Source organism: Geminicoccus roseus DSM 18922 (genome assembly GCF_000427665.1).
GTDB lineage: Bacteria > Pseudomonadota > Alphaproteobacteria > Geminicoccales > Geminicoccaceae > Geminicoccus > Geminicoccus roseus.
In genome coordinates this window covers 3,079,263-3,100,198 of record NZ_KE386572.1, presented here as the reverse complement: position 1 = coordinate 3,100,198, position 20,936 = coordinate 3,079,263, and the positions used below count along the sequence as shown (strand labels likewise).

General features: G+C 69.1%; 18 protein-coding genes and 1 riboswitch. Of the genes, 13 read left to right on the top strand and 5 right to left on the bottom strand.

Going from position 1 to position 20,936, the window contains the following annotated elements; translation table 11 throughout:
- Positions 1-49: 49 nt before the first annotated feature.
- The 3 genes from GEMRO_RS29930 to GEMRO_RS0115495 all read right to left on the bottom strand — a co-directional run bounded on the left by GEMRO_RS29930 (position 50) and on the right by GEMRO_RS0115495 (position 4,132).
- Positions 50-1,567 (bottom strand): Ppx/GppA family phosphatase, encoded by a 1,518-nt coding sequence (locus tag GEMRO_RS29930; protein WP_169728396.1) that lies wholly within the window; start codon positions 1,565-1,567, stop codon positions 50-52.
- A 114-nt stretch (positions 1,568-1,681) separates the two neighbouring features.
- Entirely contained in the window at positions 1,682-3,139 is a 1,458-nt protein-coding gene (locus tag GEMRO_RS0115500; RefSeq protein ID WP_051329113.1) for an FAD-binding oxidoreductase, read from the bottom strand.
- A gap of 369 nt (positions 3,140-3,508) precedes the next feature.
- Positions 3,509-4,132 carry a HupE/UreJ family protein gene (locus GEMRO_RS0115495; protein WP_035485411.1) on the bottom strand — a complete coding sequence of 208 codons (624 nt, stop codon included), beginning with the start codon at positions 4,130-4,132 and terminating at the stop codon, positions 3,509-3,511.
- 34 nt (positions 4,133-4,166) lie between these two features.
- Positions 4,167-4,364: riboswitch (cobalamin riboswitch) on the bottom strand.
- A 139-nt stretch (positions 4,365-4,503) separates the two neighbouring features.
- On the opposite strand from GEMRO_RS0115495, the gene GEMRO_RS0115490 reads away from it, so the two are divergent.
- The 7 genes from GEMRO_RS0115490 to GEMRO_RS0115460 all read left to right on the top strand — a co-directional run bounded on the left by GEMRO_RS0115490 (position 4,504) and on the right by GEMRO_RS0115460 (position 10,263).
- Positions 4,504-5,463 (top strand): alpha/beta hydrolase, encoded by a 960-nt coding sequence (locus GEMRO_RS0115490; RefSeq protein ID WP_027134732.1) that lies wholly within the window; start codon positions 4,504-4,506, stop codon positions 5,461-5,463.
- 87 nt (positions 5,464-5,550) lie between these two features.
- A complete protein-coding gene (locus tag GEMRO_RS0115485; protein ID WP_027134731.1) occupies positions 5,551-5,877 on the top strand; it encodes an NIPSNAP family protein in 327 nt (108 codons plus the stop codon).
- Between the two features lie 417 nt (positions 5,878-6,294).
- Entirely contained in the window at positions 6,295-7,164 is an 870-nt protein-coding gene (locus GEMRO_RS0115480; protein WP_027134730.1) for a helix-turn-helix transcriptional regulator, read from the top strand.
- A gap of 98 nt (positions 7,165-7,262) precedes the next feature.
- The gene (locus GEMRO_RS0115475; protein ID WP_027134729.1) at positions 7,263-7,712 is read left to right on the top strand and encodes a VOC family protein; all 450 of its coding nucleotides are present in this window, start codon (positions 7,263-7,265) and stop codon (positions 7,710-7,712) included.
- On the top strand, positions 7,709-8,737 hold the full coding sequence (locus GEMRO_RS0115470) for an ABC transporter substrate-binding protein (RefSeq protein ID WP_035485406.1): 1,029 nt from the start codon (positions 7,709-7,711) through the stop codon (positions 8,735-8,737). The genes GEMRO_RS0115475 and GEMRO_RS0115470 overlap by 4 nt, the downstream gene beginning before the upstream one ends.
- 3 nt (positions 8,738-8,740) lie before the next feature.
- Positions 8,741-9,517 carry an ABC transporter ATP-binding protein gene (locus GEMRO_RS0115465; protein WP_027134727.1) on the top strand — a complete coding sequence of 259 codons (777 nt, stop codon included), beginning with the start codon at positions 8,741-8,743 and terminating at the stop codon, positions 9,515-9,517.
- Positions 9,514-10,263, top strand: a complete 750-nt coding sequence (locus tag GEMRO_RS0115460) for an ABC transporter permease (RefSeq protein WP_027134726.1) — start codon at positions 9,514-9,516, stop codon at positions 10,261-10,263. The genes GEMRO_RS0115465 and GEMRO_RS0115460 overlap by 4 nt, the downstream gene beginning before the upstream one ends.
- A gap of 13 nt (positions 10,264-10,276) precedes the next feature.
- On the opposite strand, the gene GEMRO_RS0115455 is transcribed toward GEMRO_RS0115460, so the two are convergent.
- Entirely contained in the window at positions 10,277-11,953 is a 1,677-nt protein-coding gene (locus tag GEMRO_RS0115455) for a tetratricopeptide repeat protein (RefSeq protein WP_027134725.1), read from the bottom strand.
- A 124-nt stretch (positions 11,954-12,077) separates the two neighbouring features.
- On the opposite strand from GEMRO_RS0115455, the gene GEMRO_RS0115450 reads away from it, so the two are divergent.
- The 6 genes from GEMRO_RS0115450 to GEMRO_RS0115425 all read left to right on the top strand — a co-directional run bounded on the left by GEMRO_RS0115450 (position 12,078) and on the right by GEMRO_RS0115425 (position 19,711).
- Positions 12,078-14,156 carry a S9 family peptidase gene (locus GEMRO_RS0115450; protein WP_205624986.1) on the top strand — a complete coding sequence of 693 codons (2,079 nt, stop codon included), beginning with the start codon at positions 12,078-12,080 and terminating at the stop codon, positions 14,154-14,156.
- Positions 14,157-14,251: 95 nt separating this feature from the next.
- Positions 14,252-15,844, top strand: coding sequence for an ABC transporter substrate-binding protein (locus GEMRO_RS0115445; RefSeq protein ID WP_027134723.1), 1,593 nt, complete (start codon positions 14,252-14,254; stop codon positions 15,842-15,844).
- A 58-nt stretch (positions 15,845-15,902) separates the two neighbouring features.
- Entirely contained in the window at positions 15,903-16,913 is a 1,011-nt protein-coding gene (locus tag GEMRO_RS0115440; protein WP_027134722.1) for an ABC transporter permease subunit, read from the top strand.
- A complete protein-coding gene (locus GEMRO_RS29925) occupies positions 16,903-17,790 on the top strand; it encodes an ABC transporter permease subunit (RefSeq protein WP_051329112.1) in 888 nt (295 codons plus the stop codon). Before GEMRO_RS0115440 ends, GEMRO_RS29925 begins: the two co-directional genes overlap by 11 nt.
- On the top strand, positions 17,787-18,755 hold the full coding sequence (locus tag GEMRO_RS0115430; RefSeq protein ID WP_027134721.1) for an ABC transporter ATP-binding protein: 969 nt from the start codon (positions 17,787-17,789) through the stop codon (positions 18,753-18,755). The genes GEMRO_RS29925 and GEMRO_RS0115430 overlap by 4 nt, the downstream gene beginning before the upstream one ends.
- Entirely contained in the window at positions 18,752-19,711 is a 960-nt protein-coding gene (locus tag GEMRO_RS0115425) for a dipeptide ABC transporter ATP-binding protein (RefSeq protein WP_027134720.1), read from the top strand. The genes GEMRO_RS0115430 and GEMRO_RS0115425 overlap by 4 nt, the downstream gene beginning before the upstream one ends.
- Before the next feature lie 557 nt (positions 19,712-20,268).
- On the opposite strand, the gene GEMRO_RS35675 is transcribed toward GEMRO_RS0115425, so the two are convergent.
- Positions 20,269-20,901, bottom strand: coding sequence for an RNA recognition motif domain-containing protein (locus tag GEMRO_RS35675; RefSeq protein ID WP_027134719.1), 633 nt, complete (start codon positions 20,899-20,901; stop codon positions 20,269-20,271).
- Positions 20,902-20,936: the final 35 nt, after the last annotated feature.

Below are 20,936 nucleotides of genomic sequence, written 5' to 3'. Positions count from 1 at the left end.
GTCCAAAGGCGGCGGAACGGCCGTGCGGCAGCTTCCCCGCCTCCTCGGATCACTCGCCCTCGACCACCTCGAAGCGGCGGATTCCGATCGCCTGCGCCAGCAGCTTCAGGCGGTCGCCCACCACCTCGCTGTCTGGCCCGCGCGCGTGGGCGCCGACCTCCAGGCGCAGCTGGTCCGCATCGATATGCAGCCTCGCCTGCTCCAGGATCTCGGGCACGCAGCCGGAAAGGCGATGCGCCAGAAGCATCGTCCTTCCCAGGATCAGCGCACGGCGCCGAGCATTGGCGGACAGCAGGCCGATCGCCGGCGCTAGGCGCGGATCGTCCATGCTGCCGGCGTAGCGGGCATGGACCGCGGCGGCGAGAAATACTCGCTCGGCATGGTCCAGGCCGATGAAGGGGAACTGCACGACCCGGTGAAAGCTGTCGACTGCCCTAAAGTCGGAATGGTCGCGCCAGCCGATGTCCGACAGCGCGCAGGCGGCAACCCGCAGGCGCTTGTCGGCAGGCGTCTCGCCGGGAAAGAGGGTCGTGGTCCAGCGGGCGAGTGCCGGACCGAACTCCGGCACCCTTGCCTGCGGCAGGCCGAAGGCCTGTGCTCCTTCCAGCAGAGGGTCGAGATAGCGCTGCTTCTTGTCCAGCTGCTCGAACAGCCAGCCTTCCCGGACGCCCAAGGCGGAGAACACCACCCGCTCGGGCGCCAGGCGCTTGAGCAGGCGGTCCATCACCAGCGCCGCCGCCGCGATGGTCGGCACCCGCCGGGCCGGCACTCCCGGCAGTTCCGCGATCTTGGCAGGCGCCAGCCGCCACAGTTTCTTGGCGAACTTGCGCAACTCGTCGGCATCGACGGCATAGCCGTGCGCCACGTGGATCGGCGCCTCGACGGACATCATGTGGACACGGGCCAGGGCGCGCCAGCCGCCGCCCACCGCATAAAGCACCGGGTCGACCATCGCCGGCACCAGCTTCTCCTTCAGCAAGGCGTCGATGCGGTCCTTGGCGCCGGTGCCGACCTCGGCCAGCATCTCCTGCACCGGCAGCGCGCCCAGCGGCAGGCTCACCATGCGCTCGCCGACCCGGTCATCCAGGACCTCGGCGACCTCCAGGCTGCCGCCGCCCATGTCGCCGACCAGGCCGGTCGGCCGGTAGAACCCGGAGATCACGCCGAGCGCCGCGTAATGGGCTTCCTCGGCCCCGCTCAGGATCCGGACCTCGAACTGCGCCTCTTCCTTGATCGCGTCGACCAGGGCCGGGCCGTTGGAGGCCCGTCGCACCGCCTCGGTCGCGAGGACGTCGATCCGGACCACGCCCATGGCATCGGCAATGGCGCGGAACCGTCGAGTGGCCTCGACCGTGCGCCGGAAGCCCTCCGGCGCCAGCTCCCCGGTCGCATCCAGGCCGGAGCCCAGCCGGCACAGGGACTTCTCGTTGAAGCGCGGCAAGGGCGCGCGTCCCAGCTCGTCGTAGACCACCAGCCGCACCGAGTTCGAACCGATGTCGACGATCGCATAGAGGTCGCTGTCGCGCCGCAGCGCCCGCTCGGGGTGGAGATCCAGAGGACGTTGCACGATGTCTCCCCGCTAACCCGTGGCGTCGGCCACGTTGCCGGCCGGCCGGATGCTCCCTGTTGCTGTCGCCCCAGGTAGCACGCCGGCCAGGCCATGCGGAGATCCCACGTGGCGCTATTCGGCAGCCTGCCCCACCGCATCCCGCCCTGGCGGGATGTTCTGGTTCATGCGGAACAGGTTGCCCGGGTCGTAGCGACGCTTGGCTGCCATCAGGCGTTCATAGTTGCCGCCATAGGCGGCTGCGACCCGCTCCTCGTCCTCGGTAATGAAGTTGACGTAGACACCGCCGGTGGCGTGGGGGGCAGTGGCGTCGAAGAACCGGCGCGCCCAGCCGACGCAGGCCTGGTCGTCGGCGGGATCCTCCCAGCGGGTGTGGACGTTCAGGACGTAGCGGACGTCCCGGTGGGGATAGGCCATCTCCGTCGCCGCCACCCTCGACGCTGCGCCGCCCAGCTGGGCGACGATGATCTCGCAATGCGCCGTCGGCAGCTGCCCGGCATGGTCCACCAGCAGGTCGATGACCTCGTCCGACAGATCGGCAAAGTTGTGCGACTTCCAGTAGTTGCGCATTCCTGCCGTCAGCAGCGGGTCGAAAGCCGCCTGCCAGGCCACATAGGGCATCTGGCCGACATGGCTGCCGGCCGGCTCGCCAAACGCCAGCAGAGGCTCGGTGGCCTGGGCGGCTGCCGCCGCGTCGCCCGAGTGGCACAGCGCGAACACCACGACCTCCTTGCCGTGGATTTCCGGGGAAAGGAACGGCAGCGGCGGCGCCTTGCGCAGCACCACCCAGCAGGCCAGTTCGTCCGGGCTCTGTTGTGCGAACAGGCGGTAGCGGCGCAGCAACGCGCGGGCGTGCTCGAACGGATGGACGATCAGGCCGGCGAACACCTCCGGCCCGACCGGATGCAGCTGGAACTCGAACGAGGTCACGATCCCGAAATTGCCGCTCCCGCCGCGGATCGCCCAGAACAGATCCGGGTTCTCCCGTGCGCTGGCGCGGACGGTCTCGCCCGCCGCGGTGACGAGATCGGCGCCGATCAGGTTGTCGACGGTCATCCCGAGCGTCCGGGTGAGCCAGCCGAAGCCGCCGCCCAGTGTCAGGCCGGCAACCCCGGTGGTCGAGTTGATCCCGAGCGGCGTCGCGAGGCCGGACGCCTGCGCCTCCCGGTCGAACTCGGCCAGCGTCGCGCCCGGCTGGACCCGCGCCACGCGGTTCGCGGCATCGACCTCGACCGTACGCATCAGGCTCAGGTCGATCATCATCCCACCGTCGCAGACCGCACTGCCGGCGATGTTGTGCCCACCACCCCGCACCGAGAGCAGGAGCTGGTGGCGTCCGGCGAAGGCGACGGCGGCGGCGACGTCGGCCGCATCGGCGCAGCGGACGATCAGCGCGGGCCGGCGGTCGATCATCGCGTTCCAGACCTGCCGCGCCTCGTCGAAGCCGGGAGTTCCCGGGAGTGACAGACTGCCATGGAGCCGGCTTTGCAGTTCATCAAGGAGGGCGGCCCCCAGAGGCACGCCCTCCCCGGCCAGGCTCCGGACGGTCAGGTCGCTCGCTGCGTGATCCATGGAACGCACTCCTCGGATGGTTCCGTGCGTCGTTCGGCATATCGACCGCGCATTATGCCATGCGTACCCCGCTCTCCCCAAGCCGTACGTCTCAAGTTCAGGATCCATATCGGGCATGCGGTGCCACGGATGGCTGATCGCCAAGCCGGGCGAAAGGGGCGAGCTGGGCTCGATCGACCCAGACCAGGACGCCAGCCTGCACGTTGTCACCCGCCCTGAGGGTCATGACCTTGATCTGAATGGGACTGGCCGGGCCGGGGGGCCGTTGGCTCAAGCTCAGCCCACTTGCCATCAAGGCGAAGAGGACCACGGCATGGCAGCCGGCCGGAGGATGCCCACTCCCCGACCGGCTCGGGCAATGGCGTTCCGTCAGCCTGGGATGAGCTGACCCGCGAGCGCGCTCACGCCGATCCCCATCACGACGGCGCCGGCCAGCCGCGGAGCCAGGCTGACGGTGGTCCAGGAGCGGTTGGATGCAAGGGCGGCCGCGCCCAGGCCAATGGCGGCCTGCACCACGAACAGCCCGGCAAGATAGGACAGGAGCGGGGTGGCCTCGGCGCCGACGATCGACTCGCCATAGGCATAGCCGTGGAACAAGCCGGCGATCACGAACAGGGCGAGCCAGAGGCCGCGCCCACCGGTTGCCCGCCCCCACGCCAGCAGGACGCCAGCGGCGAGCACGCTCGCGGCGATGACGAGTTCAGCCGCAGGCAGGTCGAGCGCCAGCAGGTGCAGGAACACGCCCAGCATGGATGCAACGACGAACACCAGGGGCATGGCTAGGCCGACCCCGGCGGCTCCGGCGATCAGACCCGCCGCGACGATGAAGGCAAGGTGGTCCAGGCCGATCACGGGGTGGGCGAGACCCGACAGAAGGCCCTGGCCGAGGCTGGCCGGCAGTTCGCCGTCCATCGCGTGGTGAGCCTGCGCCGAGCGCGCGGCCAGGAGGAAAAGCGTACCTGCTGCGGCAAGCCGGAGAGCCAATCGTGACATTGCGGATTCCTTCCGCCCTCCACCCGAGGGCATGGCGTAACGATCGTCGATGGCAGGTCTCCTGGCTCGCGGAGGACGATCCGGCCCGGCCTTCCCGGAAGACATGCTTCCAGTGGCATGGTGGGAACGGACTCACCGCTGACAGTTGCGGGGGCAGCAGCGGCTTTGGGTCGGACCCGCACCGCTTTCCCTTTTGCGTCCCTGAACGGGAACCGTCGACGGCTCGATCTTAACTTGCCCAAGAAGTACTACAACCTCGATCCATGGCCCGCGTAGAAATGCGGAGGGGATCGTGCAGATGCATGTCCGGCAGCGGCAGGCGGCGCTGGCTGCCCGGAGCAGGAAGGGCGGTTCGGGGAATGGCTGGGACGGTGATGCGATCGGCGACGGCGGCGGCCACGCTCTGCCTGCTGGCCGACCTGGCTCAGGCCGGAGAGCTCGCACCCCGGTCCTTCGCGAGCACGGCGCTGGGGGAACAGATCCCAGCCATCATCTACACGCCGGACGGCCAGCCTCCAGAGGAGGGATGGCCGGTCCTCTATCTGCTGCACGGCCATGACGGCAGCGAGCGTTCCTGGGCGGATCTCGGCGACATCCAGGCCACCCTGGACCAGCTCACCAGTACCGGCAGCATCGAGCCGGCGCTGGTGGTGATGCCGGGGGGCGGCAACAGCTGGTATGTCGATTCGGCCGATGTCGCTGGCCCTGGCGACTTCGCCACCGCGATCGCCCACGACCTGCGGCTGGCCGTCGAAGCCGCGTACCCGGTGCGCAGCGACCGTGGCGGCCGGGCGATCGCCGGCCTGTCGATGGGCGGCTATGGCGCGCTCCGCCTGGCGCTGGAGCATCCGGAACAATACGTCGCCGCTGCCAGCCTGTCGGGAGCGATCTGGCAGAACATTCCTCCGGAGGATTTCAACGCAACGGTCGAGGGAATCGACATCATCCAGAAGACTGCCTATTTCCACCGCATCGATCCGGAAACCGTCACCGCGGGCCGGGTCCTTCCCTCGGTGGCCAGCCATTTCGGTGGCGCGTTCGGGGTGCCGTTCGATCCAAGGCGGTTCAACCGCATGAATGTCTTCACGCTTCTGGAACGGCAGCTGGAGACGAAGGCCGGCCTTCCGGCGATCTACCTGACCTGCGGCGACGACGACCGGTTCGACCTCTGGCGGGGCGCCCTCGCTTTGTTCGAGACCGGGCGGGCCGACGGCCTGGAGGACATGCAGCTGCGGATCACCGACGGCGACCATGCCTGGTCGGTCTGGTCGACCAGCATCGTCGACGCGCTGAAGTTCATCGACGCGCACTGGCAGCCCATGACCGAATGAGGGCGGCTTGCCTTGATGCAGCCCGCCGTGTCACGGCTTCGCCCGGAAGATCATGCCGGGCCGGGCGGCCCGCGGGAGGAACACGAGATGATCCACGAGTTGCGCGTCTACCATTGCCTGCCCGGCAGGCTGCCGGCCCTGCTCAAGCGCTTCGAGAACACCACCCTGGAGATCTGGAAGCGCTTTGGCATCCGTCAGGCCGGCTTTTGGACGGTCGCCGTCGGCGAGTCCAACCAGGCCCTCTACTATCTGCTGGAGTGGGAATCGCTCGCCGAGCGGGAGCAGAAGTGGAACGCGTTCATGGCCGATCCGGAATGGCTGGCGAAGCGGGCCGAAAGCGAGAAGGACGCTCCGATCCTCGAACGTGTGTCCAATCAGATACTGGTGCCGACTTCGTTCTCCTCGGTGAAGTAACCGGGCCTTCCCAGGCCCCGGCGCGGCAGTCGTGCAGGTTGACGTGCCGGGACCTCACCGTTCAGGACTGTGCCCAGGCGCCGATGGCGGCGCGCGGCCGATAGCCTGGGGATGCGGTCATGTGGCGATGGATGACGGGATGGCTTCGGGGGCGGCCGCGTGAACTGCCGCTCGCCAAGCGAGACCTGCTCGTCCACGCCCATGTCGACATGCTGCCGACCCGCTGGACCGCTCAGGACGTTCCCGACGTCGCAACTTGGCCGGATCCCCGTCCGGGCCGGCCGGGGCATCCCGCGCAACATGTCCGAGGCGATGGACAGCGCCCGACCGTAATGGCCTGAGCGTCGCCGCTCCCCGCCGCTTTACCACCGGGCGCCGTTGCCGTTTCATGACGGAACACCCGGGACGAGGGGCGTCATGCATACGGCGACGACCAGCAAGTTCATCATGCAGCGGCCGGCGCTGCACGGCTATCGGACCTGCTCCTTTCCCGAGCTGACCATCGAAACCTATCGGAGCGACGCCGGCGAGCTGCGGGCCCGCAGCTCCCGCCACCGCATCACGCTCAACCGGACCACCCATCGCCGCTACGCCCACCGCTTCGGCGACCTTGGGCCGACCGCCCGCATCGCGAGGCCCTGCCAGACGCTTGGGTTCGAGCCGGCCGGCACGATGCTCTGGGTGGATGGCGACGATGCCGACTATGTGTCGATCTTCCAGGAGCCGGGTCTCTACCGGACGATCCAGGAACAGACGCAGCGCCCATCCAGCCTGGCCGATCATGGCTTCCTGGCAGCGCCGGATGCAACCACGCTGCGGGTGGTCGAGGCGCTTGCCAGTCTGACCGCGCCAGACGTCGCGCCCGAACCGATGCTGGCCGAGCAGCTCGGCCTGTCGCTGGTCCTGTGCGTCCTGCGCATGGCCGAGCGTCCCGCCCGGACCAGCGGAGCCGGCTCTCCCGGCCTCTCCTCACGCCAGGTCCGCGCTGTGCTCGCCCATGTCGAGGAGCAGATGGACCAGCATCCGCTCACCCTGAACGAGCTGGCTGCCATCGCCGGGCTCAGCCCATTCCATTTCTCCCGCGCCTTCAAGGCGGCGACCGGCTGTCCTCCCCACCGCTTCGTGGTCGAGCGCCGCATCGAGCGCGCCAAGGAGCTGATCCGCAAGGGCGGCCTGGGCCTGGCGGAGATCGCCCAGGCCACCGGCTTTGCCGATCAGGCTCACTTCTCTTCCGCTTTTCGCCGCGCGACCGGCATGACGCCCGGACGCTTCCGCGCTGTGCGGTGACCGCAAGAATTCGATAGGCCGGGCAAGCATCCGCAATCCTGCGCAGGCCATCTGGCCTCAAGCTCCGGCGGTCGTTTCATCCTCGCAGGTAGGCTTCCGTGACCGGCTTCGCGCAGAACTGCAAGATCACCGACATCTGCATGCTGGTCGCCGACGTGGAGCGGTCGATCGACTTCTATGTCGGCCGGCTGGGTTTCGTTCTGCGTCGCCGCGCCGAGAGCTTTGCCGACTTCAAGGGTGCCGGCATCACGCTGGCGCTCTGGGAGATCGGCCACATGGCGGCCCATACCGGGGTTTCGCCCACGCCGGCGCCGCCCGGCATCCACAAGGCCTGCGTCGCGGTCGAACTGCCCTCCCCGGCCGAGGTCGACCGGCTGCATGCCGAGCTCGGCCAGGCCGGCGTCCGGTTCGTCGGCCCGCCCGCCGACCATGCCTGGAACGCCCGCTGCTGCTATTTCGCGGATCCCGACGACAATCTGTGGGAACTCTATGCCTGGCTGGAGGGCGGTCCCGTCGGCGACCTGGACAAGGTGGAGCAGTCACGATGATCGAGCTATCGCGCCGCGCGGCCCTGACGTCGGCCGGCTTTGCCCTGGCTGCCGTCTCGGGCGGCACCGCCCTGTTCCTGCCGCGCAGCGGCAAGGCCGACACGGCCCAGGTCGTGGTGCAGTATGACTGGCTGATGAGCAACGGCCAGGTCGGCGACATCGTGGCGCTCCAGAAGGGCTTCTACGAGGCCGAGGGCCTGGAGGTGTCGTTCTCTCCCGGCGGCCCGAACTCGGCGACCGTGCCGCCGGTGCTCACCGGCCAGGCCGCGCTGGGCCAGTTCTCCGACAGCGCCCAGCTCCTGCTGGCGCGTTCCTCCGGGGTGCCGGTACGGATCATCGCCTGCGGCTTCCGCCAGGCGCCGTTCGCCTTCTACTCGCTGCCGGCAGCACCGATCCGCACCGTGCAGGACATGGTTGGCAAGCGCATCGGCATCCAGCCGACCGCCCGTTTCGTCCTGGACGCGATCCTGGCGAAGCACGGGATCGACCCGTCCTCGCTGCAGATCACCAATATCGGCTTCGACATGACACCCCTGGTTGCGGGCGAGGTCGATGCGGTGACCGGCTGGATCACCAACACCCAGGCCCTGTCGATCATCGGCCCGGACCGCATCGACCTGACGATGCAGGACGCCGGGATGCCGTCCTACGCCAACGTCTACTTCGCCACCGACGACGCGCTGGCCGAGCATGCCGACATCCTCGCCCGGTTCATTCGGGCAGCCGCCCGGGGCTGGGGCTGGAGCCACGCCCATCAGGCCGAGGCGGTGGACATCATGGTCGACGCCTACCCGCAGCTCGACCGCGAGACCGAGCACGCCACGATGGAGCGGATCATGGCGCTGAGCTTCGATTCCACGACCAGGGAGAACGGCTGGGGCTGGTTCGATCCCGCCTCGATCCAGGAGCAGATCTCGATCTACGACGCGATCGGCCAGTTCCAGGGCAACCCGCCCAGCATGGAGGATTCGGTCTCGACGGCGATCCTGGAGGCCACCGCCGACGCCCGCCCGAACATCGGCTGACCCTTGGCAGACGGCAACGCCATCGAGGCGGGCGGCCTGGCGCTGGGCTACCCTGGCGACGAGGGGCCGGTCCGGGTGCTGGACCAGGTGGATCTCGCCGTTCCCTCCGGCGAGTTCCTGGCGATCCTGGGGCCTTCGGGCTGCGGCAAGTCCACGCTGCTGCGGGTGGTGGCCGATCTCCTGCCGCCGCTGGACGGCACGATCTCGGTCCTGGGCGGCAGCCCGGAAGCCGCGCGCCGCCGCCGCGAGGTGGCGTTCGTCTTCCAGGACGCGACCCTCCTGCCCTGGCGGACGGTGCGGCAGAACATCGAGCTGCCGCTGCGGATCGGCCCGGCCGGCGATCCTCGGGGTGCCGCCACAGTGGACGAACTCCTGGCGCTGGTCGGCCTGGAGCAGCAGGCGGAGCGCCTGCCCCGCGAGCTGTCCGGCGGGCAGCGCCAGCGGGTCGCCATCGCCCGTGCCCTGATCTGCAACCCGCGCATCCTGCTGATGGACGAACCCTTCGGCGCGCTGGACGAGATCACCCGCGACCGGCTGAACGACGAGCTGGCAGCGATCTGGCGACGCACCGGGGTGACCATCCTGTTCGTCACCCACAGCGTGATGGAAGCGGCCTACCTGGGACAGCGCGTGATGGTGCTGGCCGCCCATCCTGGCCGGATCCGCGAGATCGTCGACCTGCGGCCGCTCAAGGGACCGGAAGGGCGCCTGCCGCGGGAAGCACCGGCCCTGGTCGAGGTCATGGCCCATCTTCGCGCGGTCCTGGCCGACGCCGCATGAACCGCTCCGCCTCCCTTGCCCTGCCGCTCCTGGGCGCCGCCTCGATCCTGCTGGTCTGGCAGTTCCTGATCCCGCTCCTGGGCGTGCCGCCCTTCATCGTGCCGACCCCGGCCAAGGTCCTGGTCAAGCTGGGCGCCGATGCCGGCCTCTTGGCGGCCAACGCCGTGCCCACGGCGATCGAGAGCCTGGCCGGCTTCGCCATCGGCAACCTGGTGGCGATCCTGCTCGCGGTGGTGTTCGTCTACAGCCGGGCGATCCGGGCCGCCTATTTCCCGGTGGTGCTGTTCTTCAACACCATCCCGATCCTGGCGCTCGCCCCGATCATCGTCCTGATCTTCGGCCTGGGCATGCTGCCCAAGATCGTGATCGCCGCGGTGGTCTGCTTCTTTCCAACCCTGGTGAACATGATCCGCGGCCTGGAGATGCCGACCCGCAGCGAGTTCGAGCTGTTCCGCATCCTCTCCGCCAGCCCTTCCGAGACCTTCTGGCGGCTGCGGGTGCCCCGCTCGCTGCCTCTGCTGTTCACCTCCCTGAAGATCGCGTCGACCACCTGCGTGATCGGCGCGATCGTCGGCGAATGGATCGGTGCCAACCAGGGGCTGGGCGCCCTGATCATCCAGTCGACCTTCAACTACCAGACCGACCGGCTCTACGCCGCCGTGTTCACCTCGTCCTTCCTGGGCCTGGCGTTCTTCGGCATCGTCGCCCTCGTCGAGCGCCTGGTCATGCGCCGGCGCGCCGGATGAAGGCGGTCCGGCCTCAGCTCGCGGGCAGCTGGGCGATCAGCCGATCGGCATCGCCGCGTCCGGCCGCCTTGGCCTTTTCGAGCCAGGCCCGCGCCTGGGCCGGGTCCTTGGCGACCCCCTGGCCATCCATGTAGGCCCGGCCCAGCGCCAGCATGGCGCTGGAATGGCCGGCCTCGGCCGCCTGACGCAGCAGCGTGATGCCCGCCGCCTCGTCATGGTAGGGCGACTCGCCGTCGAGCAGCACCCGCGCCAGCGCATTCATGGCGCTGGCGTTGCCCGCAGCAGCCCCCGCCTCGAGCAGCGGGACGGCGGCATTGACGTCCTTCGGCACGCCCTTGCCCTCCAGATAGGCCGCTCCAAGTTCGGCGTTCGCCAGCCCGTCGCCGGCCTCGGCGGCCTCCCGCAGCAGCGTGATGGCGCGCGCGCGATCCTGCGGGACGTTCTTGCCGTCGAGCAGGGCCCGTCCATAGGCTGTCTTGATGAAGACATAGTCCGCCGCGACCGCTTCCTCGGCATAGCGCGTCGCCTTCTTCGGGTCCGGCGGCACGTCCTCGGCCCGCAGGTAGATGCGGGCCAGATAGGCCGAGGCGAGCGTGTCGCCCTGCGCCTGCGCTTCCTCCAGCATCTGCAGGCCGCGCGGCACGTCCTGGTCCAGGCCGCGCCCCTCGACATAGGCGCGCCCGAACCGGGCCATGGTCACCGTGTCGCCGCCCTCGATCGCCGGAGCCGCCCACCGTTCCGCCTCGCGGGCGTTGGCGGGGACGCCGTCGCCTTCCAGGTAGATCTTGGCCAGGCGTCCGGCAGCCACCGCGTCCCCGGCCTCGGCGGCCGCGGTCAGCAGATCGACCCGCTCCTCGATCCGCCCGGTGCCGCGCATCGCCCGGGCCAGGGCGGTCGCCGCCCCCGCGTCGCCGGCCTCGACCGCCCGCTCCAGCCAGAGGATCGACAGCGCCTTGTCCTGTGGCGCCAGGGTGCCTTGAGCGTAGATCTTCGACAAGGAGCGCATCGCGTTGACGTCGCCCGCCTCGGCCCGGGCATTCAGGGACGCCATCGCCCGGCTGACCACGTCGGGGATCTCGGCCCGGGTCTTGCCGGCCGCGATCTGGCGCTCCGCGGTGCGTACCACCGCCTGCTCGTCGCCCGCCTCGGCCGCCGCCGCCCACAAGGCGTCGATCCGGGCGGAATCGTTGCTGCCCCGGCGTTCCAGCGTGCGCGCCAGTTCCGCCGCGGCCGGCGCTACGCCGGCGTCGGCTGCCGCCTGGAGTAGTTCCTCGCCGCGCTCCGGTTCGGTCGGCACGCCGTCGTCGCCGCGCACCAGCATCTTGCCGAGCAGGAACTGGGCATCGCCCTGCCATTCGGAGGGCACCAGGACCGCCTGTTCCAGCGCCGCCTTGGCCTTGGCCGGATTGCGGTTGTCCGGGCCGCGCAGATAGTAGCGCGCCTCGAACAACAGGATCATCGGGTGGCCGCTCCGGGCCGCCTCGTCATAGTTCAACTCGGCGCCGTACCGGTCCCCAGACTTCTCCGACAGCCTTGCCCGCTCGAAGGCACGCTGGGCGGCCGGCGGCACGTTGAAGGAGGTGGCGGCCGTGCCGCTCTCCGGGGTCCAGGTCGGAGCGCACGCGGCGGCCGTGCCCAGCAGCACGCCCAAGAGCAGCGCGCGGGAGACCACCAGACCTGAAGGCTTCATGCTCCGCTTCCCGTCAGGAAATCTCGACCAAGGGGTGTGGCACCCCGCGTGGCCCGATTCATAGCGGAGCCGGCCCGCGAGTTCATCCGCGACGCGCGGCCACGGTTTGGCTAGATCAGCCGCCATGAGCACGCTGCACGCCCCGACCTCCGCCGCCGCCAGACCGCCTGTTGCGCGGACGGTCGACCTCGTCCACGAGCGCTTCGGCATCCGCTGGGACGATCCGTATGCCTGGATGCGCGATCCGGGCTTTCCCGAGGTCACGGACCCCGAGATCCTGGCCCATCTCCAGGCGGAGAACGCCTACCTGGAAGCGGCCACCGCCCACCTCCGGCCGCTTGCCGTGCAGATCAAGGCGGAGATGAAGGCCAGGATCGCGCCCGACGACGCATCGGTCCCGGTGCGCCGCGACGGGTTCTGGTACCATTGGGCGTTTCGCGAGGGCGCGCAGTACCGGACCTGGTACCGCCGCGCCGAGGAGGCATCCGAGGCTGTCGTGATCCTGGACGAGCCGGCCCTGGCCGAGGGGCTGGAGTTCTTCCGCACCACCGGCCCGATGCCCGCACCCGACCACCGGCTGGTTGCCTATGCCACCGACGAGGACGGCTCGGAACGCTGTGCGATCCAACTGATCGACACCGCCACCGGCACCACTACCCGCAGCCTTGCCACCAACAGCTCGGGCGGCGTGGTCTGGGCGGCCGATGCCGGGTCCTTCCTCTACGTGGAGCTCGACCCGTCGCTGCGGCCCTTCCGGGTGCGCCGCCACCGGATCGGCACGGAGGGGCCGGATGCGGTCGTCTACGAGGAGGCCGATTCCGCCTATTTCGTCTCGATCGGCAAGACCCGCTCCCGGGCGCTGGTGACCATCACCGCCGCCACCCACGTCACCAGCGAGATCCACCTGCTCGATCCCTCGCTGGAAGGCGAGCTTCGCCTGGTCGACCCGCGCAAGGAAGGCCGCTGGTACGAGGTGGACGAGTCGCACGGCACCTTGTGGATCCGCACCGACGACACCCATGTCAATTTCCGCCTGTGCAAGGCGCCGCTGTCCGACCCGCATCCGGCCAGCTGGCAGGAGGTCCAGGCCGGCTCCGACGAGCTCTACCTGCTGGGGGTCGACTGCTTCGACGGGTTCCTGGTCCGCAGCGAGCGGCTGGACGGGCTGGACCGGCTGGTGCTGGCCTTCAACAACGGCAAAGAGCGGCAGATCGAATTTCCCGAAGATGTCGGGGATCCTAATCTCGGCGACAACCCGATGTTCCGGACCGACCGGCTGCGGGTGTCGTTCTCCTCGATGGTCACCCCGCCCAGCGTGTTCGACTATCACCTGTCCGACGGGCGGCTGGAAACCCGCAAGGTCCAGAAGATCCCGTCCGGCTACCGGCGGGAGGCCTGGCGTACCGAGCGGCTGCTGGCGCCAGCGGCCGATGGCGTGGAAGTGCCGGTCAGCATCGTCTACCCGGCCGATTTTCCTAAGGATGGCAGCGGCCGGGTGCTGCTGAGCGCCTATGGGGCCTACGGCATGGGCATATCCCCTTCGTTCGGGCTGCAGCGCCTGACCTACCTGGAGCGCGGCATCGCGGTGGCGATCGCCCATGTCCGGGGCGGCGACGATCTGGGTCGGCCCTGGTATTTCGGCGGCAAGCTCCAGCACAAGGCCAACAGCTTCACCGATACGGTGGCCGCGGCCGAGGCGCTGATCGCGGGCGGCTGGACCTCCAGCGGCCGGATCGCCCTGCAGGGCGGCTCTGCCGGCGGCCTGCTGGTCGGCGCCGTGGTGACCATGCGGCCGGACCTTTGGGCGGCGGCGGTGGCCGACGTGCCGTTCGTGGACGTACTGAACACCATGTCCGATCCGAGCCTGCCCCTCACCCCGATCGAATGGCCGGAATGGGGCAACCCGCTTACCGACGAGGCGGCCTTCCGCACCATCCTGGCCTACAGCCCCTACGACAATGTCCGCCCGCAGGCCTGGCCGCCCATGCTGATCACCGCCGGGCTGACCGACCCGCGGGTCGGCTACTGGGAGCCGGCCAAGTGGGTGGCCCGGATCCGCGCCACGCGGAATGACGACGCCCCGCTCTTGTTCAAGATCAACATGGGGGCCGGCCATTTCGGCAAGTCCGGGCGCTACGACGCGCTCGACGAGCGGGCTCTGGTGGCGGCCTTCATTCTGGACCGGCTCCAAGGAGCCGATTGACTCGCAACATCCGGAGTGCCTTCCTCAAATCCAGGTGAGCGGCGTCCGGCATCCGCGGGGCGCCGCCGTCCATTCGTGCAGGCGGAAAAGAGAAGATGCGAAAAATCCTGATGGCGACCGCGGCTGCGGTCGGACTGGCTGCGGGGAGCGGCGCGGCCGAGGCGAAGACCTTCGTGTTCTGCTCCGAAGGCAGCCCGGAAGGCTTCAATCCCCAATTCTACACCGCAGGCACCACGTTCGATGCCACGTCGGAAACGATCTTCAACCGGCTGGTCGAGTTCACCTACGGCACCACCAACATCGAGGCCGGCCTCGCCGAGTCCTGGGACATCTCCGAGGACGGCACCGAGTACACCTTCCACCTCCGGCCGAACGTGAAGTGGCACACCACCGACGGGTTCACCCCGTCGCGTGACTTCAACGCCGACGACGTGGTGTTCACGTTCATGCGGCAGCTCGACAAGAACCACCCGTACCATCAGGTGAGCGGGGCCAGCTACGAGTACTTCGACTCGATGGGCCTGCCGGACCTGATCACCAAGGTCGAGAAGGTCGACGACCTCACGGTGAAGTTCACGCTGAAGCAGCCGGAAGCGCCGTTCCTGGCCGACCTGGCCATGGACTTCGCGTCGGTGCTCTCGGCCGAGTATGCCGACCAGATGATGGAGGCGGGCACGCCGGAGAAGGTCGACACCGACCCGGTCGGCACCGGGCCGTTCCAGCTCGTCGCCTACCAGAAGGACGCGGTGATCCGCTACCAGGCCCATCCGGACTACTGGGAAGGCAAGGCGAACATCGACAACCTGATCTTCGCCATCACGCCGGACGCTTCGGTGCGCTACCAGAAGCTGAAGGCCGGCGAATGCCACCTGATGACCTATCCGAACCCGGCCGACCTCGAGGCGATGAAGTCGGACCCGGACATCAACCTGATGTCCCAGGAAGGTCTCAACATCGGCTATCTCGGCTACAACACCGAGAAGGAGCCGTTCACCGACCCGAAGGTGCGCCGCGCGCTCACCATGGCGATCGACAAGGACGCCATCATCGACGCGGTCTATCAGGGCGCCGGCACCAAGGCGAAGAACCCGATCCCGCCGACCATCTGGTCCTACAACGACAATGTCGAGGACGTTCCTTACGACGTCGAGGGCGCCAAGCAGCTGCTGGCGGAGGCCGGCCATGAGGGCGGCTTCACGACCGACATCTGGGCGATGCCGGTGCAGCGTCCCTACAACCCGAACGCCCGGCGCATGGCCGAGATGATCCAGGCCGACTGGGACAAGATCGGGGTGAAGGCCGAGATCGTCAGCTTCGAGTGGGGCGAGTACCTGAAGCGCTCGTCTGCCGGCGAGCACCAGACCCTGCTGCTGGGCTGGACCGGCGACAACGGCGACCCGGACAACTTCCTGCACACCCTGCTCGGCTGCGACGCGGTCGGCAGCGCCAACCGGGCGCGCTGGTGTTACGAGCCCTACGACAAGCTGGTCACCGAGGCCAAGCGCGTCACCGACCAGGAGCAGCGCACCGAGCTCTACGAGGAGGCGCAGGTCATCTTCAAGGACCAGAACCCCTGGGCGACCATCGCCCACTCGGTGGTGTTCAAGCCGATGCGCCAGAACGTGAAGGGCTTCAAGATCGACCCCTTCGGTGGCCATCAGTTCTACGAGGTCGACATCGAGGAGTGATCCTCCGCGTCATCGACGGGGGCGGGCCAGCCCGCCCCCGCTTTTCATCGAGAGAACCTTGGTCCGATTCTTCCTGTCCCGCATCGCGGTCCTGATCCCGACCTTTCTGGGCGTGGCGCTGGTCGCCTTCCTGTTCATCCGCCTGCTGCCCGGCGACCCGGTCGAGCTGATGGCCGGCGAGCGCGGCACCAGCCCCGAGCGGCATGCCGAGCTGATGCAGCGCTTCGGCTTCGACCAGCCCTGGTGGCGGCAGTACTTCGCCTTCCTGGGCGACGTGCTGCAGGGCGACCTCGGCAACTCCATCGTCACCCGCGCGCCCGTGCTCGACGAGTTCCTGACGCTGTTCCCGGCGACGCTGGAGCTGTCGATCTGCGCGATGATCTTCGCGGTGCTGCTCGGCCTGCCCGCCGGCATCCTCGCCGCCACCCGGCGCGGCACCTTCCTCGACCACGGCGTCATGGCAGTCACGCTGACCGGCTACTCGATGCCGATCTTCTGGTGGGGCCTGCTGCTGATCATCCTGTTCTCCGGCATCCTGCAATGGACGCCGGTGTCGGGCCGCATTGACCTGCTGTACTTCTTCGAACCGGTGACCGGCTTCATGCTGATCGATTCGCTGCTGTCCGGCCAGGACGGCGCCTTCGCCTCGGCCTTCTCGCACCTGGTGCTGCCTGCGATCGTGCTCGGCACCATCCCGCTCGCCGTGATCGCTCGGCAGACGCGCTCGGCCATGCTGGAGGTCCTGAGCGAGGATTATGTCCGCACTGCCCGGGCCAAGGGCCTGCCGACCTGGCGGATCATCGGCCTGCACGCCTTCCGCAACGCGCTGATCCCGGTGATCACCACGATCGGCCTGCAGACCGGTGTGCTGCTCGCCGGCGCCATCCTGACCGAGACCATCTTTTCCTGGCCGGGCGTGGGCAAGTGGCTGATCGATTCGATCTTCCGCCGCGACTATCCGGCGGTGCAGGGCGGCCTGCTGCTGATCGCCAGCGTGGTGATGATCGTGAACCTGCTGGTCGACCTGACCTACGGCCTGATCGACCCGAGGATCCGCCATGGCCGCTGAGATCGCCGCCCGCCCGCCGCACCCTTTCGTCGAGGGCTGGCACTATTTCCGGCAGAACAAGGGCGCGCTTGCCGGCCTGATCGTGTTCGTCACCTTCGTGGTGATCGCCGCCCTGGCGCCGGTGATCGCGCCCTACACGCCCGACGCGCAGGACCGCGACGCCGTGCTGGTGCCGCCCGTCTGGCAGGCCGGCGGCTCGCTGGCGCACATCCTCGGCACCGACGCGGTCGGCCGCGACCTGCTCTCCCGGATCATCTATGGCGGCCGCTGGTCCCTGTTCGTGGGCCTTGTGGTGATCGTCATCTCGATCAGCGGGGGCGTTGTCCTGGGCCTGGCCGCAGCGTTCGCCCGCGGCGCCGTCGAAACGCTGATCATGCGCGTCCTGGATGTGCTGCTGGCAATCCCGTCCCTGCTGCTTGCCCTGGTGGTGGTGGCGATCCTGGGACCTGGCCTGTTCAACGCGATGTTCGCGGTGGCCCTGGTCTACATGCCGCACTATGCCCGCCTCACCCGCGGCTCGGCCTTGAGCGAGTTGCAGAAGGACTACGTCACCGCATCGCGGGTGGCCGGGGCGTCCCTGCCGCGCATGATGTTCGTGACGGTGCTTCCGAACTGCGCGCCGCCCCTGATCGTCCAGGCGACGCTCGGCTTCTCCACCGCGATCCTGGACATGGCGGCCCTGGGCTTCCTCGGTATGGGCGCGCAGCCGCCCACGCCGGAATGGGGCACCATGCTCGCCGACGCGCGCGAGTTCATCCTGCGCGCCTGGTGGGTGGTCACCTTTCCCGGCCTCGCCATCCTCGTGTCCGTGCTGGCCATCAACCTGATGGGCGACGGCCTGCGCGACGTTCTCGACCCGAAACTGAAGCGTTCATGAGCCTCCTTGAGATCCGCAACCTGACCGTCCGCTTCGCGACCGCCGCGGGTTGGTTCACTGCCGTGGAAGGTGTCGACCTGTCGGTCGACAAGGGCGAGATCGTCGCCGTGGTGGGCGAGAGCGGCTCGGGCAAGTCGGTGTCCATGCTGGCGGTGATGGGGCTGCTGCCGCCCACCGCCCGGATCACCGCCGACCGGCTCACCTTCGACGGCCGCGACCTCGCCAGCCTGTCCGGCGCCGAGCGCCGTGCGCTCACCGGCGCCGACATGGCGATGATCTTCCAGGAGCCGATGACCTCCCTGAACCCCTGCTTCACCGTGGGCTTCCAGATCGAGGAATCCATCCGGCAGCACCTGGGGCTGAACCGCCGGCAGGCCCGCGACCGGGCGGTGGAGCTGCTGACCCTGGTGGGTATCCCCTCCCCGGCGCAGCGCCTGTCCTCGTTCCCGCACCAGCTCTCCGGCGGCATGAGCCAGCGCGTGATGATCGCCATGGCGATCGCCTGCGACCCGCGCCTCCTGATCGCCGACGAACCGACAACCGCGCTGGACGTGACCATCCAGGCGCAGATCCTGGACCTCCTGGTCGACCTCCAGGAAAAGCGCGGCATGGCGCTGGTGCTGATCACCCATGCCATGGGCGTGGTCGCCGAGACTGCGCAGCGGGTGGTGGTGCAGTATGCCGGCCGGCAGGTGGAGCGCCAGGACGTGCTCGGCCTGTTCGACCACCCGCACCACCCCTACACCGCGGCCCTCCTGGCGGCGCTGCCGGAGCGCGCGGCGGAGGGCACGCGCCTCGCCTCCATCCCGGGCGTGGTGCCCGGCCAGTTCGACAAGCCGTCCGGCTGCCTGTTCCACCCGCGCTGCCCTTATGCCGACGAGCGCTGCGTCAAGGTCGAGCCGGTGCCGGCCGGGCCGCAGTTCGGCCAGGCATTGTGCCACTATCCACTGGGTGGCGAGCGATGAGCCGCGTGATCGAGGCGGCCGACCTCACGCGCCACTACACCGTGCGCCGCGGGCTGTTTGCGGGCTCGGCCACCGTGAAGGCCCTGGACGGGGTGAGCTTCGCCCTGGACCGCGGGCGGACGCTGGCCGTGGTCGGCGAATCCGGCTGCGGCAAGTCCACGCTCGGCCGGATCGTGACCCTGATCGAGGCACCGAGTTCGGGCGAGCTGCGCCTGGACGGCCAGCCCGCCGACAAGGTCACGCCGGAACTGCGCCGCAAGGTGCAGATCGTGTTCCAGAATCCCTACGGCTCCCTCAATCCGCGCCGCAAGATCGAGGATGCGCTGGCGGAGCCCCTGGTGATCGCCGGCGGCACGAACAGCGGCGAGCGGCGCGAGCGGGTCCTGGCGATGATGGAGAAGGTCGGGCTGCGCCGGGAGCAGGCGGCCCGCTATCCGCACATGTTCTCCGGCGGCCAGCGGCAGCGCATCGCGATCGCCCGGGCGCTCATGCTCAACCCGGAGATCATGGTCCTGGACGAGCCGGTCTCAGCGCTCGACCTGTCGATTCAGGCGCAGGTCCTGAACCTGCTGATGGACCTGCAGGACGAGTTCCAGCTGGCCTACCTGTTCATCAGCCACGACCTCTCGGTGGTGCGCCACATCGCCCAGGACGTGATGGTGATGTATCTGGGCAAGGCCGTGGAGAAGGGGCCGAAGGAAGCCATCTTCGCCCGCCCGCGCCACCCCTATACCCGCGCCCTCCTGGGCGCGACGCCGGTCGCCGATCCGCGGCGCAAGCGCGAGCGCCTCAAGGTTACCGGCGAACTGCCCTCGCCTCTGGCACCGCCACCCGGCTGCACCTTCCATCCGCGCTGCCCGCTCGCCAACGAGCGCTGCCGGATCGAGGTTCCGAAGCTGCTCCCGGCCGACCGCCAGCTGGTGGCCTGCCACGCCGTGGAGGAAGGCCGCGACTGAGCGAGGCTTGTACCGGGTCCTGGCGCATCGCCAGGACCGTCTTTGTCGAGCAGGGATGCGAGCAAAGGCCCTGCTCTGGGTACTGCTCACGTCCCGGCAGCGCGCAGTGTTGTCACGTGACCAAGTTCGCCGCCGTTGGCTTTCGAGCCAAGGCGACAGGCTGGGCAGGGCAGTACCCTGGATGGCTTGCAAGAGCAGCGGCCAAGGAAAAGCCTGACCTGCCTCGTCGGTGGCTCCCTGCTGCGTGCGAGCGCGTCCTCGATCTGGCCAGGCCGGCAAGTTCCTATGCAACGGTCACGGCTATCACATGCGTGGCCGTCTTCCAGCTTGAGCGCCGGTGGACACACGCTCGCAGGCGTCCTCGACAGAGTAACGCAGGCAACTCTGGACGGTCGCCCGCCACATGCGGCGTTTCGTCGACAGGAAGCGCTGATCTCCGAGGCGGAGCAGCGCCCATGTGTCCGTCCCGGCGCACCACATCAGTGCATCGGCTCACCAACAAAAAAGGGAGGGCGCGAGCCCTCCCCTTCCTGCTGGTCGACTGAACCCGTCCGGGGTCAGTTCCAGTTGTCGTCGAAGCCACCACGGTCGCCACGGCCACGGCCGCGCGGCGCACCACCGCCCGGGGCACGGGACGGACGCTCGCCGAATCCGCCGCGGTCGTCGAAGCCGCCCGGCGCGCGGTCAGCGAAACCGCCGGTCGGGGCACGATCGGCGAAGCCGCCACGGTCGCCGCCGAAGCCGCCGCCACCGCTACGCTCGGCACCGAAGCCGCCACGGGGGCCGCCGAAGCCGCCACCGCCGCCGCCACGCGGGCCGCCGAAGCCGCCGCGGTCGCCGCCGAAGCCGCCACGGTCGCCGCCGAAGCCGCCACCGCCGCCGCGCGGGCCACCGAAGCCGCCGCCACGCGGACCGCGGTCACCACCGGGGCCACCGGCGGGACGACGATCCTCGGCCTGGCGCACCGCGAGGGCACGACCGGCCATCTGGAAGCCGTCCATCTTACGGATCGCGTTCTCGCAAGCCTCTTCGGTCTCCATCTCGATGAAGCCGAAACCACGGCTCCGACCCGTCTCGCGGTCGGTGGCGATCTTCACGGCCACGACGGGGCCGTGCGGGGCGAAGAGCTGTTCGAGTTCCTCAGGCGTGGTCGAATAGGGAAAATTGGCTACGAAGAGCTTACGAGTCATCGGCGAGTCCGGCAAAACCGCGGAAGCGGGTGGGG

Excerpts from the sequence above, each read along its gene's own strand:
- GEMRO_RS0115500 (WP_051329113.1), bottom strand. The coding sequence starts at position 3,139 with ATGGATCACGCAGCGAGCGACCTGACCGTCCGGAGCCTGGCCGGGGAG.
- GEMRO_RS0115495 (WP_035485411.1), bottom strand. The coding sequence starts at position 4,132 with ATGTCACGATTGGCTCTCCGGCTTGCCGCAGCAGGTACGCTTTTCCTC.
- GEMRO_RS0115485 (WP_027134731.1), top strand. The coding sequence starts at position 5,551 with ATGATCCACGAGTTGCGCGTCTACCATTGCCTGCCCGGCAGGCTGCCG.
- GEMRO_RS0115480 (WP_027134730.1), top strand. The coding sequence starts at position 6,295 with ATGCATACGGCGACGACCAGCAAGTTCATCATGCAGCGGCCGGCGCTG.
- GEMRO_RS0115470 (WP_035485406.1), top strand. The coding sequence starts at position 7,709 with ATGATCGAGCTATCGCGCCGCGCGGCCCTGACGTCGGCCGGCTTTGCC.
- GEMRO_RS0115460 (WP_027134726.1), top strand. The coding sequence starts at position 9,514 with ATGAACCGCTCCGCCTCCCTTGCCCTGCCGCTCCTGGGCGCCGCCTCG.
- GEMRO_RS0115455 (WP_027134725.1), bottom strand. The coding sequence starts at position 11,953 with ATGAAGCCTTCAGGTCTGGTGGTCTCCCGCGCGCTGCTCTTGGGCGTG.
- GEMRO_RS0115450 (WP_205624986.1), top strand. The coding sequence starts at position 12,078 with ATGAGCACGCTGCACGCCCCGACCTCCGCCGCCGCCAGACCGCCTGTT.
- GEMRO_RS0115445 (WP_027134723.1), top strand. The coding sequence starts at position 14,252 with ATGCGAAAAATCCTGATGGCGACCGCGGCTGCGGTCGGACTGGCTGCG.
- GEMRO_RS29925 (WP_051329112.1), top strand. The coding sequence starts at position 16,903 with ATGGCCGCTGAGATCGCCGCCCGCCCGCCGCACCCTTTCGTCGAGGGC.
- GEMRO_RS0115430 (WP_027134721.1), top strand. The coding sequence starts at position 17,787 with ATGAGCCTCCTTGAGATCCGCAACCTGACCGTCCGCTTCGCGACCGCC.
- GEMRO_RS0115425 (WP_027134720.1), top strand. The coding sequence starts at position 18,752 with ATGAGCCGCGTGATCGAGGCGGCCGACCTCACGCGCCACTACACCGTG.
- GEMRO_RS35675 (WP_027134719.1), bottom strand. The coding sequence starts at position 20,901 with ATGACTCGTAAGCTCTTCGTAGCCAATTTTCCCTATTCGACCACGCCT.